14 protein-coding genes are annotated in these 16,846 nt (G+C 71.5%); 10 read left to right on the top strand and 4 right to left on the bottom strand.

Annotated elements, in window-relative coordinates; genetic code table 11:
• Positions 1 to 210: 210 nt before the first annotated feature.
• Together ACFZCD_RS23475 and ACFZCD_RS23470 are read right to left on the bottom strand one after the other, a co-directional pair.
• Complete coding sequence (locus ACFZCD_RS23475; protein WP_391833856.1) at positions 211 to 654, bottom strand: SRPBCC family protein; 444 nt, start codon at positions 652 to 654, stop codon at positions 211 to 213.
• Between the two features lie 196 nt (positions 655 to 850).
• On the bottom strand, positions 851 to 1,480 hold the full coding sequence (locus ACFZCD_RS23470) for a HEAT repeat domain-containing protein (RefSeq protein ID WP_391833854.1): 630 nt from the start codon (positions 1,478 to 1,480) through the stop codon (positions 851 to 853).
• A gap of 375 nt (positions 1,481 to 1,855) precedes the next feature.
• Between ACFZCD_RS23470 and ACFZCD_RS23465 the strand changes: the two genes are divergently transcribed.
• The 9 genes from ACFZCD_RS23465 (at position 1,856) to pssA (ending at position 12,775) form a co-directional block, all read left to right on the top strand.
• Positions 1,856 to 3,682, top strand: coding sequence for a 3-hydroxyacyl-CoA dehydrogenase family protein (locus ACFZCD_RS23465; protein WP_391833852.1), 1,827 nt, complete (start codon positions 1,856 to 1,858; stop codon positions 3,680 to 3,682).
• Positions 3,683 to 3,782: 100 nt separating this feature from the next.
• The gene (locus ACFZCD_RS23460) at positions 3,783 to 4,622 is read left to right on the top strand and encodes a TetR family transcriptional regulator (RefSeq protein ID WP_391833850.1); all 840 of its coding nucleotides are present in this window, start codon (positions 3,783 to 3,785) and stop codon (positions 4,620 to 4,622) included.
• Positions 4,623 to 5,008: 386 nt separating this feature from the next.
• Complete coding sequence (gene ccrA / locus ACFZCD_RS23455; protein ID WP_391833848.1) at positions 5,009 to 6,346, top strand: crotonyl-CoA carboxylase/reductase; 1,338 nt, start codon at positions 5,009 to 5,011, stop codon at positions 6,344 to 6,346.
• Between the two features lie 14 nt (positions 6,347 to 6,360).
• Positions 6,361 to 8,373, top strand: coding sequence for a protein meaA (locus ACFZCD_RS23450; protein ID WP_391833846.1), 2,013 nt, complete (start codon positions 6,361 to 6,363; stop codon positions 8,371 to 8,373).
• Positions 8,370 to 9,389 (top strand): HpcH/HpaI aldolase/citrate lyase family protein, encoded by a 1,020-nt coding sequence (locus ACFZCD_RS23445; protein WP_391833844.1) that lies wholly within the window; start codon positions 8,370 to 8,372, stop codon positions 9,387 to 9,389. The genes ACFZCD_RS23450 and ACFZCD_RS23445 overlap by 4 nt, the downstream gene beginning before the upstream one ends.
• Before the next feature lie 5 nt (positions 9,390 to 9,394).
• Positions 9,395 to 9,907: a MaoC family dehydratase gene (locus ACFZCD_RS23440; RefSeq protein WP_030367822.1), complete on the top strand. Its 513-nt coding sequence runs from the start codon at positions 9,395 to 9,397 to the stop codon at positions 9,905 to 9,907.
• 1 nt (position 9,908) lies between these two features.
• Positions 9,909 to 11,114: an acyl-CoA dehydrogenase family protein gene (locus ACFZCD_RS23435; RefSeq protein ID WP_391833842.1), complete on the top strand. Its 1,206-nt coding sequence runs from the start codon at positions 9,909 to 9,911 to the stop codon at positions 11,112 to 11,114.
• Between the two features lie 169 nt (positions 11,115 to 11,283).
• Entirely contained in the window at positions 11,284 to 11,940 is a 657-nt protein-coding gene (locus tag ACFZCD_RS23430; protein WP_391833840.1) for a phosphatidylserine decarboxylase, read from the top strand.
• The gene (gene pssA / locus ACFZCD_RS23425; RefSeq protein WP_391833838.1) at positions 11,927 to 12,775 is read left to right on the top strand and encodes a CDP-diacylglycerol--serine O-phosphatidyltransferase; all 849 of its coding nucleotides are present in this window, start codon (positions 11,927 to 11,929) and stop codon (positions 12,773 to 12,775) included. The genes ACFZCD_RS23430 and pssA overlap by 14 nt, the downstream gene beginning before the upstream one ends.
• Before the next feature lie 163 nt (positions 12,776 to 12,938).
• Here pssA and ACFZCD_RS23420 read toward each other — a convergent pair whose 3' ends face one another.
• Positions 12,939 to 14,072: a glycerate kinase gene (locus ACFZCD_RS23420; protein WP_391833836.1), complete on the bottom strand. Its 1,134-nt coding sequence runs from the start codon at positions 14,070 to 14,072 to the stop codon at positions 12,939 to 12,941.
• A gap of 142 nt (positions 14,073 to 14,214) precedes the next feature.
• Here ACFZCD_RS23420 and ACFZCD_RS23415 point away from each other — a divergent pair, with 142 nt between their 5' ends.
• Positions 14,215 to 15,918, top strand: coding sequence for a BCCT family transporter (locus ACFZCD_RS23415; RefSeq protein WP_391833834.1), 1,704 nt, complete (start codon positions 14,215 to 14,217; stop codon positions 15,916 to 15,918).
• 84 nt (positions 15,919 to 16,002) lie between these two features.
• Here ACFZCD_RS23415 and ACFZCD_RS23410 read toward each other — a convergent pair whose 3' ends face one another.
• The gene (locus ACFZCD_RS23410) at positions 16,003 to 16,788 is read right to left on the bottom strand and encodes an SDR family oxidoreductase (RefSeq protein WP_391833832.1); all 786 of its coding nucleotides are present in this window, start codon (positions 16,786 to 16,788) and stop codon (positions 16,003 to 16,005) included.
• Positions 16,789 to 16,846: the final 58 nt, after the last annotated feature.

The raw sequence follows: 16,846 nt of genomic DNA, 5'->3' as shown, positions 1-16,846 counted from the left end.
CGCTGCCCTTTTTTCGCATTTCGCGATAACGAGGGGCAACCGAGGGGAATGACCCGAGAGACCGTCCGTGGGGCTTTTGCGCCGGTCGGAGGCATACGGCGGCCCGGCGCGGCAACGGGGAAACCACTCGAAACGGTGAAGCCCGGACCGTGGCCGGTCCGGGCTTCACCACGCCTGCGCCGCCGCTGCGCGCGCGGGCCGCTCAGCGGCCTACTTCTCGACCTCCGCGGCCAGCTTGGCGAGCACCGCGTCGTAGATCCGGCCGAGGCCCTTGGGGGCGAAGGCCCGCTCGAAGAAGCCGCCGATGCCGCCGGCGCCGTTCCACACGGTGCTGACGACGGCCTTGGCCCTGCCCTCGCCGGCCGGGGTGACGGTCCAGGTGGTCACCATGGAGGAGTTGCGGTCCTTCTCGACCAGCTGCCCGGTGGTCGGCTCGGTGACCTCCAGCAGGCAGTCGCGGACGCGCTTGCTCGTGGCCTGGAGCTTCCAGTGCACCAGGGTGCCCTCGCCGTCGCCGCCCTCGCGCACCTCGTACTCGCTGAAGTGCTCGGGCAGCAGCTTGGCCCGCGTGCCGGCGTAGTCCGCCAGCGCGTCGAACACCTCCTCGGGGTCCGCCGCGATGATCCGCTCCGTGGTGGCCTCGACCTGGCCCATGGCTTGTCCTCCGGACGTCGTACCGAACTGCTACGTGCTTCGGCGCACAGCCAACCACCAACGCCACACCCGCCCAAATCCGGATCCCCCCACCCGGCACGCACACGCGTTCCCACCTCGAAAGGGAGGGGTGGTCGAACGCGGGAACGGTGCGAAAGAGGCGAGAAGGAGAGCGCCACGCGCCGGCCGGCCGCCGTCACGCGAGGCGCGCCAGCGCCTCGTGCGCCGCGGCCCGCAGCCGGTCGTGCTCGCGGGCCGCGACCAGGGCGTCCTCGGCGCGGCGGTCGCCCAGGGCGCCCAGGCCCTCCACGCAGGCGCGGGCGATCGGCCAGCAGTGGTCGCGGGCGGCCAGCAGCCGTTCGAGGGTGGCCAGCAGGGCGGGGACGGACTCGGGGGCGCGCAGCTCGGTCAGCAGGCGGACGGGGTGGAGGGCGTAGGCGGTGCGCAGCGGGTTGGTGGCGAGGGCCGCGGCCGCGCGGGCGGTGCGGGGGTCGCCGAGGCGGGCGAGGACGAAGGCGGCGGTGGCGCAGCGGACCGGTTCGCGGTAGTTGAGCAGGAGTATGAGCGTCTCGAAGGCCCGGCGGTCGCCCTCGGCCCCCAGGACGAAGGCGGCGATCTCCCGGGCCCACAGCGGCTGTTCGGGGGCGACCAGGATCTCGGCGAGCTCGTCCCGGCGGGCGCGCCGGGCGGGCGGGCCGCCGTCGCGGGACCGGACGAGCGCGAGCAGCCGCTCGAAGCCGGCGAACTCGGCCGGCGTGACCAGTTCGGCCCGCACCCGCTTCACCAGCGCACGGAATTCCTCTTCTGCCCTCTCGGCTCCTGTCACTGCCCGCTTCTCCTCCCCGAGTGGCCTGGGCCACATGGTAAGTCGCCCGCCCGACCCCTGGCGCTCTTGGTTACCCGTGAGTTAATCTCCCGGCAAGAGCGGCACCCCCGCTCGGGCGGCCTGGTGACGCAGCCGCCCGCTGCTTCTGCTTCGACGCCGGTTCGTCGGTTCGGCCCGTCGAGTACGGCACGGCCCCGGGACAGGGCCTGCCGGTCGCACAACTCCCTTTCCGCGGTCGCTCCTTACCCGTACCCGGAAATCCCGCACCCGGAAAATCCCCGCAGCCGCCGCGGCCCGTCCGGGCCGCCCGCCTGCACCCCGGCAACCGACCGACGCATCCCCGCCCGCACGGGGAACACCTTCTGGAGTCTCGCGATGGACCGTACGTCCAGCCCTGAGCCGTCCCTCCTCCCCGCCCCCTCCCCCTTGCGGACCGTCGCCGTCGTGGGCCTCGGCACCATGGGCGCCGGCATCGCCGAAGTCCTGGTCCGGGCCGGCCGCGAGGTCGTCGGCATCGACGTCTCGGAGGCCGCGGCCGAGCACGCGGTGCGTGCGCTGGAGGCCGCCACCGCCCGCGCGGTGCGCCGCGAGCGCATCACCGAGGACGAGCGGCGGGCCGCGCTGGCCCGCTTCCGCACCGCCACGGACCTGCGGGCGGCGGCCGACGCCGACCTGGTGATCGAAGTCGTCCCGGAGGACTACGCCGTCAAGCACGAGGTGTTCACCGCGCTGGACGCGGTCGTGCGCCCCGGGACGATCCTCGCGACGGGCACCAACGCGCTGTCCGTGACCCGGCTCGCCGCCGACTCGGCCCGCCCCGAGCGCGTCCTGGGGCTGCACTTCTTCAACCCGGCGCCGGCGATGAAGCTGGTCGAGGTCGTCTCGTCGGTGCTCACCGCGCCCGCCGCCGTCGCGGCCGTCACCGCGCTCGCCCGCGAGCTGGGCAAGGAGCCGGTCGCCGTCGGGGACAGGCCCGGGTTCGTCGCCGACGGGCTGCTGTTCGGCTATCTCAACCAGGCGGCCGCCATGTACGAGTCGCGCTACGCGACCCGTGAGGACATCGACGCGGCGATGCGGCTGGGCTGCGGCCTGCCGATGGGCCCGCTCGCCCTGCTGGACCTGATCGGCATCGACACCGCGCGCACGGTCCTTGAGGCCATGTACGCGGCCTCTCACGACCGGCTGCACGCGCCCGCGCCCGTCCTCGGCCAGCTCGCGGAGGCGGGCCTGACCGGCCGCAAGGCGGGCCGCGGCTTCTACACCTACGAGGCGCCGGACTCCGCCGTGGTCGTGGCGGACGCGGAAACCCCCGGCGCCGGCGGGACCGCGGGCCGGGCCCCGGTGCGCGAGGTGCGCGCGGTCGGCGTGGCCGGGTCGGGGACGATGGCGAGCGGCATCGCCGAGGTCTTCGCCAAGGCCGGCTACCGCGTGGTGCTCGCGGCGCGCTCGCAGGAGAAGGCCGAGGCCGCCAAGGCGCGGGTGGCGAAGTCCCTCGCGCGCTCGGTGGACAAGGGCCGCCTCACCGCGCAGGAGCGGGAGGCCGCGCTCGCGGCCATCTCCCCGGAGGGGTCGCTGGACGCCTTCGCGGACGTGGACCTGGCCGTGGAGGCCGTGGCCGAGGACCTGGCGGTCAAGCAGCAGCTGTTCGGCACGCTCGACAAGATCTGCAAGCCGGGCGCGGTGCTGGCCACGACCACGTCCTCGCTGCCCGTCGTCGCCTGCGCCCGCGCCACTTCGCGCCCGCAGGACGTCATCGGGATGCACTTCTTCAACCCGGCGCCGGCGATGAAGCTGGTGGAGGTGGTCCGTACGGTCCTCACCGCGGACGACGTGCACGCCACCGTCCGCGCGGTCTGCGCGAAGGTGCGCAAGCACGCCGTGGACTGCGGCGACCGGGCCGGGTTCATCGTCAACGCCCTGCTGTTCCCGTACCTGAACAACGCGGTGAAGATGGTGCAGGAGCACTACGCGAGCCCGGACGACATCGACGCGGCGATGAAGCTCGGCGGCGGCTACCCGATGGGCCCGTTCGAACTGCTCGACGTCGTGGGGCTCGACGTGTCCCTGGCCATCGAGAAGGTCCTGCACCGCGAGTTCCGCGACCCGGGCCTCGCCCCGGCGCCCCTCCTGGAACACCTCGTGGCGGCGGGCTGCCTGGGCCGCAAGACGGGCCGCGGCTTCCGCGAGTATGCGAAGGCCTGACGGGGCGGCGCGCGAGCGCGACGCGGGCTGGGGCGGACTGCTCGAACCGGGGGACGGTCCGTCCCGGCGCGCCCGTACGGACGCGTGTTACGTTCCCCACATGCCCCAGCCCGCCAAGGCCGTCCGCGCTCCGCGCTCGGCCGACGAAACACCCCGTGATACCCGAGACCCGCAATCCGGCCCCGAGAGCGCCGGCAGCCGCCGGGCCGCCGCCCAGCGGCTGACCATGCGCCGCAAACTCGCCGCGGCCGCGATGGAGTTGTTCGCGACCAAGGGCTACGAGGCGACGACCGTCGACGAGATCGCGGCCGCGGCCGGCGTCGCCCGCCGCACCTTCTTCCGCCACTTCCGCTCCAAGGAAGAGGCCATCTTCCCCGACCACGACGACACCCTCGTCCGGGCCGCGGGAGTGCTCGACGCGGCCCCGCCGCACGAGAACCCCCTCGACACCGTCTGCCGGGGCATCAAGGAGGTCATGCGGATGTACGCGGCCTCCCCGGCCGTGTCCGTCGAGCGCTACCGCCTGACCCGCGAGGTGCCGGCCCTGCGCGAGCGCGAGATCGCCTCCGTGGCCCGCTACGAGCGGCTGTTCACCCGCTACCTCCTCGGCCACTTCGACGAGGGCGCGCACCACGTCGGCGACGACGACCCGCTGCTCGCCGAGGTGGCCGCCTCGGCCGTCGTCACCGCGCACAACCACGTGCTGCGGCGCTGGCTGCGCGGCGGCGGCCAGGGCGACGTGGAGGCCCAGCTCGACCACGCGTTCGCGATCGTGCGGGAGACCTTCGGCACGGGCATCGGGGCCGGCCGGGACCGGCAGGAGGAGGCCCCGGGCGCGACGGCGCGGGCCGAGGGCGAGGTGCTGGTCACGGTGGCCCGGACGGACGCGCCGCTGGACGAGGTCATGCGAGCGATCGAGAAGGCGCTCAAGAAGAAGTAGGACATCACCCGATATTTGCTGACGAAGGCCGCCCCTGAGGGGCGGCCTTTGTTGCTCATGCGTGCCCTCCGGATGACATCTGAGAGAAATTGTTGGCACCGAGTGTCTTGTCGTGTGGCACGCCGTGCCATTACGTTGTGCTTGTCCGGGCGGCCGGCGCGCAGACACAACCGTCGTGCGCCGGCTGTCCCCACAAGCACCTTGTGCGCCCGGACGCCTGCGTCACAGGCACTCCCACCGCGCCCACCGGCGCCGGGTCGAAGCTGCACCGAGCACCGCCCCGCACCACCCCGCCGAACCGACGGCACCGCCTCTGCTCCACCCTCTGCACCACCCCCGACGTTCCCTCAAGCCGTTCCCCAACGTGCTTCGCCGGAGGCAATACCGTGAACCAGATACTCGACGCCATCCTCGCGCCGGACGCCACGCCCGAGGACTTCGCGGCCCTGACCGTCCCCGACTCCTACCGCGCGGTCACCGTGCACAAGGACGAGGCCGGCATGTTCGAGGGCCTCCCCACCCGGGAGAAGGACCCGCGCAAGTCGCTGCACGTCGAGGAGGTGCCGGTGCCCGAACTCGGGCCCGGCGAGGCGCTCGTGGCCGTCATGGCCAGTTCGGTGAACTACAACTCCGTCTGGACCTCGATCTTCGAGCCGCTGTCCACCTTCGGCTTCCTGGAGCGCTACGGCAAGACCTCCCCGCTGGCCAAGCGGCACGACCTGCCGTACCACGTCATCGGCTCCGACCTGGCGGGCGTCGTCCTGCGCACCGGCCCCGGCGTCAACGCCTGGAAGCCCGGCGACGAGGTCGTCGCCCACTGCCTGTCCGTCGAGCTGGAGTCCGCCGACGGCCACAACGACACGATGCTCGACCCCGAGCAGCGCATCTGGGGCTTCGAGACCAACTTCGGCGGCCTCGCCGAGCTCGCGCTGGTGAAGTCCAACCAGCTCATGCCCAAGCCCCGCCACCTCAGCTGGGAGGAGGCGGCCGCGCCCGGCCTGGTCAACTCCACCGCCTACCGCCAGCTCGTCTCCCGCAACGGCGCCGGCATGAAGCAGGGCGACAACGTCCTCATCTGGGGCGCGAGCGGCGGACTCGGCTCGTACGCCACCCAGTTCGCCCTCGCCGGCGGCGCCAACCCGATCTGCGTGGTGTCCAGCGACAAGAAGGCGGAGATCTGCCGGCGGATGGGCGCCGAGGCGATCATCGACCGCTCCGCCGAGGACTACAGGTTCTGGAAGGACGAGCACGAGCAGGACCCGCGCGAGTGGAAGCGCTTCGGCAAGCGCATCCGCGAACTGACCGGCGGCGAGGACATCGACATCGTCTTCGAGCACCCCGGCCGCGAGACCTTCGGCGCGAGCGTCTACGTCACCCGCAAGGGCGGCACGATCACCACCTGCGCCTCGACGTCGGGCTACATGCACCAGTACGACAACCGCTACCTGTGGATGTCGCTGAAGCGGATCATCGGCTCGCACTTCGCCAACTACCGCGAGGCGTGGGAGGCCAACCGCCTGATCGCCAAGGGCAAGATCCACCCCACCCTGTCCAAGACGTACCGCCTGGAGGACACCGGCCAGGCCGCGTACGACGTGCACCGCAACCTCCACCAGGGCAAGGTCGGCGTGCTCGCGCTGGCCCCCGAGGAGGGCATGGGGGTCCGCGACGAGGAGATGCGGGCACGGCACATCGACGCCATCAACCGCTTCCGGAACGAGTGAGCGAGTCAGCTGCGATGACGGAACGTCAAAAAGACCGGCCCTGGCTCATGCGGACCTACGCCGGGCACTCCACCGCCGAGGCGTCCAACGAGCTCTACCGGCGCAACCTCGCCAAGGGCCAGACCGGTCTCTCGGTCGCCTTCGACCTGCCGACGCAGACCGGCTACGACTCCGACCACATCCTCGCCCGCGGCGAGGTCGGCCGGGTCGGCGTGCCGGTCGCGCACCTCGGCGACATGCGGCGGCTGTTCCAGGACATCCCCCTGGAGCAGATGAACACCTCCATGACCATCAACGCCACCGCCATGTGGCTGCTGGCCATGTACCAGGTGGTCGCGGAGGAGCAGGGCGCCGACGTCACCAAGCTGCAGGGGACGACGCAGAACGACATCGTCAAGGAGTACCTCTCGCGCGGGACGCACGTCTTCCCGCCGGGCCCGTCGCTGCGGCTGACCACCGACATGATCACGTACACGGTCAACCACATCCCGAAGTGGAACCCGATCAACATCTGCAGCTACCACCTGCAGGAGGCGGGGGCCACTCCGGTCCAGGAGATCTCGTACGCGCTGTCCACCGCGATCGCCGTGCTCGACGCGGTGTTCGCCTCCGGGCAGGTCCCCGAGGACCGCAAGGGCGATGTCGTCGCCCGCATCTCGTTCTTCGTGAACGCGGGCGTCCGGTTCATCGAGGAGATGTGCAAGATGCGGGCCTTCGCCCGCCTCTGGGACCGGATCACCCGGGAGCGCTACGGCATCGAGAACCCCAAGCAGCGCCGCTTCCGCTACGGCGTCCAGGTCAACTCCCTCGGCCTGACCGAGGCCCAGCCGGAGAACAACGTCCAGCGCATCGTCCTGGAGATGCTGGCCGTGACCCTCTCCAAGGACGCCCGGGCCCGCGCCGTGCAGCTCCCCGCCTGGAACGAGGCGCTGGGCCTGCCCCGGCCCTGGGACCAGCAGTGGAGCCTGCGGATCCAGCAGGTCCTCGCGCACGAGAGCGACCTGCTGGAGTACGACGACATCTTCGCCGGCTCGCACGTCGTCGAGGCGAAGGTCGCCGCGCTGGCCGAGGAGTGCCTGGAGGAGATGGACCGGATCCAGGAGATGGGCGGCGCGATGGCGGCCGTCGAGTCCGGCTACCTGAAGTCCCGGCTGGTCTCCTCGCACGCCGAGCGCCGGGCCCGGATCGAGGCCGGCGAGGAGAAGATCGTCGGCGTCAACTGCTACGAGTCGACCGAGCCCAACCCGCTCACCGCCGACCTCGACACCGCGATCATGACCGTGGACCCGGCCAACGAGGCCCGCGTCGTCGCCTCCCTGCACGCCTGGCGCGACAACCGCGACGAGGCCCGCGCCCAGGAGTCGCTCTCCGCCCTGAAGAAGGCGGCCGCTGGCCCGGACAACCTCATGGCGGCCACCCTGGAGTGCGTCCGCGCCGGGGTCACGACCGGCGAGTGGTCCTGGGCCCTGCGCGACGTCTTCGGGGAGTTCCGGGCACCCACGGGCGTCAGCAGCGCCCCCGTCGCGGTCACCGCGGAGGCCGGCACCCCGCTGGCAGCCGTGCGCACCAAGGCCGCCCGTACGGCCGAGGAGCTGGGCAGCGGCAAGCTGCGCCTGCTCGTCGGCAAGCCCGGCCTGGACGGCCACTCCAACGGCGCCGAGCAGATCGCCGTCCGGGCCCGCGACGCGGGCTTCGAGGTGGTCTACCAGGGCATCCGGCTCACCCCGGAGCAGATCGTCTCGGCGGCCGTCGCCGAGGACGTGCACTGCGTCGGCCTGTCGATCCTCTCCGGGTCGCACGCCGAGCTCGTCCCCGACGTGCTGGAGCGGATGCGCGCCGCGGGGGCCGGCGAGGTCCCCGTCATCGTCGGAGGCATCATCCCGTCCGCGGACGCCACCGCCCTGCGGGCGGCCGGCGTCGCCGCGGTGTTCACCCCCAAGGATTTCGGCATCACGGAGATCATCGGACGTATCGTCGACGAGATCCGGAAAGCGAACCACCTCGACCCGCTGGAGGTCCCCGCATGACCGCCCACCCGTCTCCCGCCACCACCCCGGGTGGAAGCCGCTCCGCGGCTGCCTCTTCTCATGCGAAGCCGCTGCGCCCGCGCCGTTCGTGCCTCGCGGTGCCCGGCAGCAATCCGCGCTTCCTGGAGAAGGCGCAGGGCCTCCCCGCCGACCAGGTCTTCCTCGACCTCGAGGACGCCTGCGCCCCGCTGGCCAAGGAGGGCGCCCGCCACTCGATCGTCGACGCGCTCAACAACGGCGACTGGACGGGCAAGACCCGGGTCGTCCGCGTCAACGACTGGACGACGCACTGGACGTACCGCGACGTGATCACCGTCGTGGAGGGCGCCGGCCCCAACCTCGACTGCATCATGCTGCCGAAGGTGCAGGACGCCCAGCAGGTCGTCGCCCTGGACCTGCTGCTGACGCAGATCGAGAAGACCATGGGCTTCGAAGCCGGCCGCATCGGCATCGAGGCGCAGATCGAGAACGCCAGGGGTCTCGTGAACGTGGACGAGATCGCCGCGGCGTCGCCGCGCCTGGAGACGATCATCTTCGGCCCGGCGGACTTCATGGCCTCCATCAACATGAAGTCCCTCGTGGTCGGCGAGCAGCCGCCGGGCTACCCGGCGGACGCCTACCACTACATCCTGATGCGCATCCTGATGGCGGCCCGCGCGAACGACCTGCAGGCCATCGACGGCCCGTACCTGCAGATCAAGAACGTGGACGGCTACAAGGAGGTCGCGGGGCGCGCGGCGGCGCTGGGCTTCGACGGCAAGTGGGTGCTGCACCCCGGCCAGGTGGACGCGGCCAACGAGGTGTTCTCCCCCTCGCAGGAGGACTACGACCACGCCGAGCTGATCCTGGACGCGTACGACTGGTGCACGTCGGAGGCGGGCGGCAAGAAGGGCTCGGCGATGCTCGGCGACGAGATGATCGACGAGGCCAGCCGGAAGATGGCCCTGGTCATCGCCGGCAAGGGCCGGGCGGCGGGGATGACCCGTACGTCGAAGTTCGAGATCCCGGAGGCCTGAGCACCATGCAGTTCGGCCGGACCTACGAAGAGTTCACCGTCGGCGACGTCTACAAGCACTGGCCCGGGAAGACCGTCACCGAGTACGACGACCATTTGTTCTGTCTGCTGACCATGAACCACCATCCGCTGCACATGGACAGCAACTATGCGGAGAAGACGACCGATTTCGGCAAGAACGTCGTGGTCGGGAACTACGTCTACTCCCTCCTCCTGGGCATGTCCGTCCCGGACGTCTCCGGCAAGGCCATCGCCAACCTGGAGGTCGAGTCGCTGAAGCACGTCGCGCCGACCTTCCACGGCGACACGATCTACGGCGAGACGCGGGTGCTGGACAAGACGCCGTCGAAGTCGAAGAGCGACCGCGGGATCGTGCACGTGGAGACCATCGGCTACAAGCAGGACGGCACCGTGGTCTGCACCTTCCGGCGCAAGGTGATGGTGCCCACCGCCACGTACATCAAGGAGCGCGGCGGGGAGCAGCCCGGCCGTCCCGAGCCGATCATCCGGGAGAAGTGAGATGGGCCGCCTGGCGCAGACCGACGGGCTGACGGACGTCCAGCAGGAGATCCTGTCGACCGTCCGCGACTTCGTCGACAAGGAGATCATTCCGGTCGCCACCGAGCTGGAGCACCGGGACGAGTACCCCACGCGGATAGTGGAGGGCCTCAAGGAGCTCGGGGTCTTCGGGCTGATGATCCCGGAGGAGTACGGCGGGCTCGGTGAGTCCCTTCTCACATACGCCCTGTGCGTGGAGGAGATCGCCCGGGGCTGGATGAGCGTGTCGGGGATCATCAACACGCACTTCATCGTGGCCTACATGCTCAAGCAGCACGGCACTCAGGAACAGAAGGACTATTTCCTGCCAAAGATGGCGGCGGGGGAGATCCGGGGCGCGTTCTCGATGTCGGAGCCGGGCCTGGGCTCGGATGTGTCGGCCATCACGTCGAAGGGCGTGCGCGACGGCGACGCGTACGTGCTGAACGGTCAGAAGATGTGGCTGACGAACGGCGGCACGTCCACGCTGGTGGCGGTGTTGTGCCGGACGGACGAGGGCCACCCCGAGGGGACCGCCCCGCACAAGTCGATGACCACCTTCCTGATCGAGAAGGAGCCGGGGTTCGGCGAGGTCAAGCCGGGGCTGACCATCCCCGGAAAGATCGACAAAATGGGATACAAGGGGGTCGACACCACCGAGCTGATCATGGACGGCCTGCGGGTTCCGGCCGACCGGGTGCTCGGCGGGGTCACGGGCCGGGGCTTCTACCAGATGATGGACGGGGTCGAGGTCGGCCGGGTCAACGTCGCGGCGCGTGGCTGCGGCGTCGCACAGCGTGCGTTCGAACTGGGTGTCTCCTACGCGCAGCAGCGGCAGACCTTCGGAAAACCGATTGCCCAGCACCAGGCGATCCAGTTCAAACTTGCCGAAATGGGGACAAAGGTCGAAGCCGCCCATGCGATGATGGTGAATGCGGCCCGGAAGAAGGACTCGGGCCGCCGCAACGATCTCGAGGCCGGCATGGCCAAGTACCTGGCCTCCGAGTACTGCAAGGAGGTGGTCGAGGACGCGTTCCGCATCCATGGCGGATACGGGTTCTCCAAGGAGTACGAGATCGAGCGCCTCTACCGAGAGGCTCCTATGCTGCTCATCGGTGAGGGAACGGCAGAGATCCAGAAAATGATCATCGGCCGCCGGCTACTCGAGGAGTACCGGATCCAGGGATAATTATTCCGATTAGGGTGGTTTGACCGAGAAGAAGATCACACCCAGTCATCGGAGTTCGGCCATCGACTGGCCCTGGCGCTTAGCCAGTTGCCGGTCGCAACCGATAGCATCCCCGGAAAGCCGCCGTCCCCCAATCGTTTCGCGGCACCCTCCGCTACGAAGGTCACCCATGCCCCACAGCTCTTCCTCTGCACACCGCGACAGCCTCGCCGGCGTACGCCTCGCGCGCGGAGCATCGCCGTGGCTCCTCCCGACCGTCGCCACGGCGGCGGTCAGCCTCTCCCGCGCCCGGCGCTCCGGGCGCTGGGCCGCGCTGGCCGTGCCCACCACCGCGCTCGCGGCGGGCATGCTGTGGTTCTTCCGCGATCCCGAGCGCGAGATCGCCAAGGGCCGGGTCATCTCCCCGGCCGACGGCGTGGTGCAGAGCATCATGCCGTGGAAGGACGGCCGCACCCGTGTCGCGATCTTCATGAGCCCGCTGAACGTCCACGTCAACCGGGCGCCGCTGGCCGGCACCGTGACGTCCGTCGAGCACATCCCCGGCGGCTTCGTTCCGGCGTTCAACAAGGAGAGCGAGAACAACGAGCGCGTCGTCTGGCACTTCGACACCGAGCTCGGTGACATCGAGATGGTGCAGATCGCCGGCGCCGTCGCCCGTCGCATCGTGCCGTACCTCACCGCGGACACCAAGGTGGAGCAGGGTGAGCGGATCGGTCTGATCCGTTTCGGTTCGCGCGTCGACGTCTACCTCCCGGAGGGCGTCGAGGTCGCGGTCGAGGTCGGTCAGAAGACCACCGCGGGGGTGACACGCCTTGACCGTGATTGATCAGGACGCACAGGCTTCCTGGGTGCCCGAGGCGGAAGAGGACGCGGAGGACATCCCGCTGTCCACCCGGCTCTCAATAGCGGACACGCTCACGCTCGGTAACGCGATCTGCGGGTTCATGGCGGTGTACTTCACCACCACCGGCGTCCTCATCCCCCACCTCACGGGGAACGAGGACGGCGGCATGGCCCGCCACAGCGCGGCCACCGCGGTGATACTGATGCTGCTCGCGTCGGTCTTCGACCTCTTCGACGGGCTCGTGGCGCGCAAGCTGCGCAGCTCGGCGATGGGTGCGGAGCTGGACAACCTCTCCGACCTGATCAGCTTCGGGCTCGCCCCGGCGTACTTCGTGGTCGTGTGGGGCATGGTCGCGGACGACGCGCACCAGCGGGTGTCGGCCGTGGCCGCGGTCGTGGTGCTGCTGGCGGTCGTGCTGAGGCTGGCGCGCTTCTCGTGCGTCCAGCTGCGGGACGGCATCTTCCAGGGCATGCCGAGTCCCTTCGGGGCGCTCACGGTCGTCTCGATCGTGCTGCTGGAGCTCCCCTTCGTCCCGACGCTGCTGGCGATCGTGGGCGTGGCGTGGCTGATGGTGAGCCGGGTCGAGTACCCCAAGCCGCGGGGTCGCCTCGCGGTGGCGATGCTCAGCTGGATCGTGCTCAGCATGGGCCTGCTGGCGGCCTGGGCGTTCGACGCGCCGGGCGGCGAGCTGCTGCTGCAGACGGGCTGTGCGCTCCAGGTGGTCCTGGGCGCGGTGATCCCGCTGTTCGCGACGGCGCGCCGGGTGAACACGTTCCGCGACAACCGCCGCGAGGCGAGGGCGACGCAGCTTCCGTAGCGACTGCCGTCGCGGGTGACCACGCGTGGGGCGCCCCGGACCTTCGGGTCCGGGGCGCCCCACGCGGCGTTTACGGGCGTACGCCCCGGGGGCGCCGAACCGCCGTGAGGGACCAGGCCTCACCCCCGCCGCAACGCCGCGCACCCTCACTGGAGGTGCCGGGCTACGGGAGGCAGTCCGCGGCGATGCGTTCTCCGAGCCGTTCCAGCAGGGGCCCGGCGAGGGCCATGCAGCGGTCCGGATCCGGCTCCAGGTCCGTCAGGGCGTACGCGCGGTCGATGCCGGCGCCCCGGAGGGCGGAGCTCTCCAGGGCCAGGCGGCCGCAGACCGCCACCACCCGGACGCCCCGCGCCCTGGCCGCCGCGGCCACCCCCGCCGGCGCCTTGCCCCGCAGGGTCTGCGCGTCGAGGGAGCCCTCGCCCGTGATCACGAGGTCGGCGCCGGCCAGGGCCTCGTCGAAGCCGAGGACGTCGAGCATGACCTCGATGCCGGGCCGGAAGGCGGCGCCGAGGCCGGCCAGCGCCCCGTAGCCGAGCCCGCCCGCGGCGCCCGCCCCGGGCGCGTCCGCGAGGGCGCCGCCGTCGAGCACGGCGGCGTAGTGCGCGAGGGCGGCGTCCAGCAGGGCCACGTCATCCGGGCGGGCGCCCTTCTGCGGGCCGTAGACGGCCGCGGCCCCGGCCGGCCCGGTCAGCGGGTTGTCGACGTCGCTCGCGAGGACGAGGTCAGCGGTCCGCAGCCGGGCATCGAGCCCGGACAGGTCGGCCGTGGCGAGCCCGGCCAGGGCCGCGCCCCCGGGCCCGAGCGGCGCACCGGACGCGTCGAGGAACCGCGCGCCGAGCGCACTCAGCATCCCGGCCCCGCCGTCCGTCGTCGCGCTGCCGCCGATGCCGAGGACCAGCGAGCGCGCCCCCGCGTCGAGCGCGGCCCGCACGAGCTCACCGGTCCCGTAGGTCGTGGCGGTGAGCGGCGCGGGCGTTCCGCCGGGCAGCCGCCGCAGGCCGGACGCCTCGGCCATCTCCACGACCGCGGTCGCGCCGCGCAGCGCGTAGGCGGCGGTGACCGGCGTGCCCACCGGCCCGGTCACCCGGACGTCGCGGCGCTCGAAGCCGGCGGCGACCGCCGCGGCGACCGTGCCGTCCCCGCCGTCCGCGACGGGCAGCGCCTCGGCGCCGAGCCGGACGCCGGCGGCGTCCGCGCCCCGCCGCAGCCCGGCGGCGACGTGCCGGGCGACCTCGGCGGCCGTCAGGGAGCCCTTGAACTTGTCCGCGGCGATCAGCACCCGTACCGCGTCCGTCATTGCGCGCCACCCCTCGCGTCGAGTCGCATCGAGCCCGGCCGTGCCGCCTGGACCCTACCCGGGCGGATCCGCCGTTGCCCATGCCCCTGCGCGGCGTGCCAGTCCGCCCAATTCACCACTCTTCCGGCCATAGTGGGGCGTCATGAGCACCGACGCACACGAGCCGGCCGACCCGCACTCCCCCGCCGCGATGGCCGGCCGGGAGGAGCCCCCGGACGCGGCGCTGGTCGCGATCGGCGGCGCGGCCGTGCTCGCGGTGGTCGCGTGGGCGGCGCTGGGCAAGCATTCGTTCGACCGGCTGACGAAGTCGGCGCTGAACTGGGTGCTGTCCAACTTCGCCTGGCTGTTCGTGATCGCCGCCGACGTCTTCCTCGTCCTGTGCGTCGTCATCGCCTTCAGCCGCTTCGGCCGGATCCGGCTCGGCCGGGACGACGACCAGCCGGAGTTCAGCAACCTCGCGTGGATCGCGATGATGTTCAGCGCGGGCATGGGCATCGGCTTGATGTTCTACGGCGTCGGCGAACCGCTCCTGCACTTCGTCTCGCCGCCGCCCGGCAGCGGCGTCACCGCGGACACTCCGGGGGCGGCCCGCACCGCGCTGGAGTACTCGTTCTTCCACTGGACCCTGCACCCGTGGGCGATCTACGGCATGGCGGGGCTCGCCCTCGCCTACGCGGGTTTCCGCAAGGGCCGGGGCAACCGGCTGAGCTCGGCCTTCGTCCCGCTGATCGGCGAGGAGCGGGCGGCCGGCTGGCCGGGCCGGGGCATCGACCTGCTCGCGGTCTTCGCCACCGTCTTCGGCACGGCGACGAGCCTCGGCCTGGGCGCCCTGCAGGTGTCGAAGGGGCTCAACATCACGACCGGAGTCAAGGACACCACGACGCTGGAGCTGATCATCATCGCCGCGCTGTCGGCGGCGTTCGTGCTGTCGGCGTTCTCGGGCCTGCACAAGGGCGTGAAGTGGCTCAGCACGCTCAACATCGTGCTCGCCGCCTGCCTCATGCTCTTCGTCTTCCTCCTCGGCCCCACGGTCTTCGTCCTCAACACCATCCCCGCGGCCGCCGGCGGCTATCTGCACGACCTGGTGACCCTCGCGACCCGCACGGGCGCGTTCACCGACTCCAAGTGGCTCGGCGCGTGGACGATCTTCTACTGGGCGTGGTGGCTGTCCTGGGCCCCCTTCGTCGGCACGTTCATCGCCCGCATCTCGCGCGGCAGGACGATCCGCGAGTTCCTCATCGGCGTCCTGCTGGTGCCCAGCGGTGCGACGGTGGTGTGGTTCTGCGTGATGGGCGGCAGCGCCCTGCGGCTGGACATGACGGGCGCGGCCGACATGGCCGGGACCGTCAAGGACGGCGCGGAGGCCTCCCTGTTCGCGCTCCTGGACACGCTGCCCCTGGAGACGCTCACGTCGTGGATCGCGATGGCGCTGGTCATGACGTACTTCATCACCAGCGCGGACTCCGCGTCCCTGGTGATGGGCTCGCTCTCCAGCCGCGGCGCACTGCACCCGCGCACGTGGCTGGTGGTGACGTGGGGCGTGCTGATGGCGGCGGTGGCCGCGGTCCTGCTGGTGGCCGGCGGGCTGCAGTCGCTGCAGTCGGCGACGATCCTGGTCGCCCTGCCGTTCGTCCTGGTGATGCTGGCGCTGTGCTGGTCACTGGTGTCCGAGCTGCGCGAGGACCCGGGGGCGGGCCCGGCCCGGCACCACGCGATGCACGGCCTGCGGGACGCGCTGCGGACCATGGTCGGCGACGCGCTCGAGGAGCGGGCCCCGGTGCGCCACCCGCGGCTGCGCCGGGTCGCGGAAAGCGCCCGCGACCGCGACGACGGGCCGCGGGACTGAGCGCCGGGCCGCTACGGGCCTGCGGGCGGCGCCCACCACCGGTCCCGGACGGTCTTCGCCGGGCCCGGATGGTCTTCGCCGGTCTCAGACGGTTTTTACGGTGCCGCCGTCGATGACGTGGTCCGCGCCGGTGATGTTGGCCGCCACGCCGGAGAGCAGGAAGGTGATGAGGGCCGCGACCTCGCCGGGCTCGGTGATGCGCGGGCTGGCCATGCCGAAGCGCTCGGGGAGCCGCGCCAGGAGCTCGTCGTGGCCGACGCCGGCCGCGGCGGCCACCTTGCCGCCGAAGCCCTCGGGGTCCTCCCAGATCGCCGTGCGGACCACGCCCGGCGAAACGGTGTTGACGCGCACGCCCCGCGGCCCGAACTCCTCGGACAGCGACTTGCCGAAGGCCGTGAGCGCCGCCTTGGCCACGCTGTAGGCGACGGGGCCGGCCGCGGGGAGCCGGGCGTTGATGGAGGAGACGTTGACGACGGACCCGCGCCGCTCGATCAGGGACGGCAGGGCGGCGCGGCTGACGCGGACGGCGGCGAGGAAGTTGAGGTCCAGGTTCGCCCGGAACTGGGCGTCGTCCGCGTCGAGGAACCCGCCGAGCACGATGTCGTCGCCGCCGCCGGCGTTGTTGACCAGCAGGTCGAGCCCGTCACCGAGCCCGGCGAGGGTCTGCTCGACGAGCGTGCGCGCGCCGTCCGGGTCGGTCAGGTCCACGGAGACGGTGACTGCGGCGGCCTCCTTCAGCTCGGGCGTGATCGTACGGGCGGCGCCGACGACCCGTACGCCCTCGGCGGCGAGGGAGCGGACGGTCGCGAGGCCGATGCCGCGACTGGCGCCGGTGACGAGGGCGGTCTTCCCGGTGAGACGAAGGTCCATGACACGCTTCTTTCTTTACCTGTAGGTACAAAATATGGATACGGCTGAATGGGACACC

Source organism: Streptomyces sp. NPDC008001 (genome assembly GCF_042958085.1).
Lineage (GTDB): Bacteria > Actinomycetota > Actinomycetes > Streptomycetales > Streptomycetaceae > Streptomyces.
This window is presented reverse-complemented; position numbering and strand designations above follow the sequence as displayed.

What these genes read in the sequence shown, in the direction of transcription:
- ACFZCD_RS23475 (WP_391833856.1), bottom strand. Translation starts at nt 654, where the DNA reads ATGGGCCAGGTCGAGGCCACCACGGAGCGGATCATCGCGGCGGACCCC.
- ACFZCD_RS23465 (WP_391833852.1), top strand. Translation starts at nt 1,856, where the DNA reads ATGGACCGTACGTCCAGCCCTGAGCCGTCCCTCCTCCCCGCCCCCTCC.
- ACFZCD_RS23460 (WP_391833850.1), top strand. Translation starts at nt 3,783, where the DNA reads ATGCCCCAGCCCGCCAAGGCCGTCCGCGCTCCGCGCTCGGCCGACGAA.
- ACFZCD_RS23450 (WP_391833846.1), top strand. Translation starts at nt 6,361, where the DNA reads ATGACGGAACGTCAAAAAGACCGGCCCTGGCTCATGCGGACCTACGCC.
- ACFZCD_RS23445 (WP_391833844.1), top strand. Translation starts at nt 8,370, where the DNA reads ATGACCGCCCACCCGTCTCCCGCCACCACCCCGGGTGGAAGCCGCTCC.
- ACFZCD_RS23440 (WP_030367822.1), top strand. Translation starts at nt 9,395, where the DNA reads ATGCAGTTCGGCCGGACCTACGAAGAGTTCACCGTCGGCGACGTCTAC.
- ACFZCD_RS23435 (WP_391833842.1), top strand. Translation starts at nt 9,909, where the DNA reads ATGGGCCGCCTGGCGCAGACCGACGGGCTGACGGACGTCCAGCAGGAG.
- ACFZCD_RS23430 (WP_391833840.1), top strand. Translation starts at nt 11,284, where the DNA reads ATGCCCCACAGCTCTTCCTCTGCACACCGCGACAGCCTCGCCGGCGTA.
- ACFZCD_RS23420 (WP_391833836.1), bottom strand. Translation starts at nt 14,072, where the DNA reads ATGACGGACGCGGTACGGGTGCTGATCGCCGCGGACAAGTTCAAGGGC.
- ACFZCD_RS23415 (WP_391833834.1), top strand. Translation starts at nt 14,215, where the DNA reads ATGAGCACCGACGCACACGAGCCGGCCGACCCGCACTCCCCCGCCGCG.
- ACFZCD_RS23410 (WP_391833832.1), bottom strand. Translation starts at nt 16,788, where the DNA reads ATGGACCTTCGTCTCACCGGGAAGACCGCCCTCGTCACCGGCGCCAGT.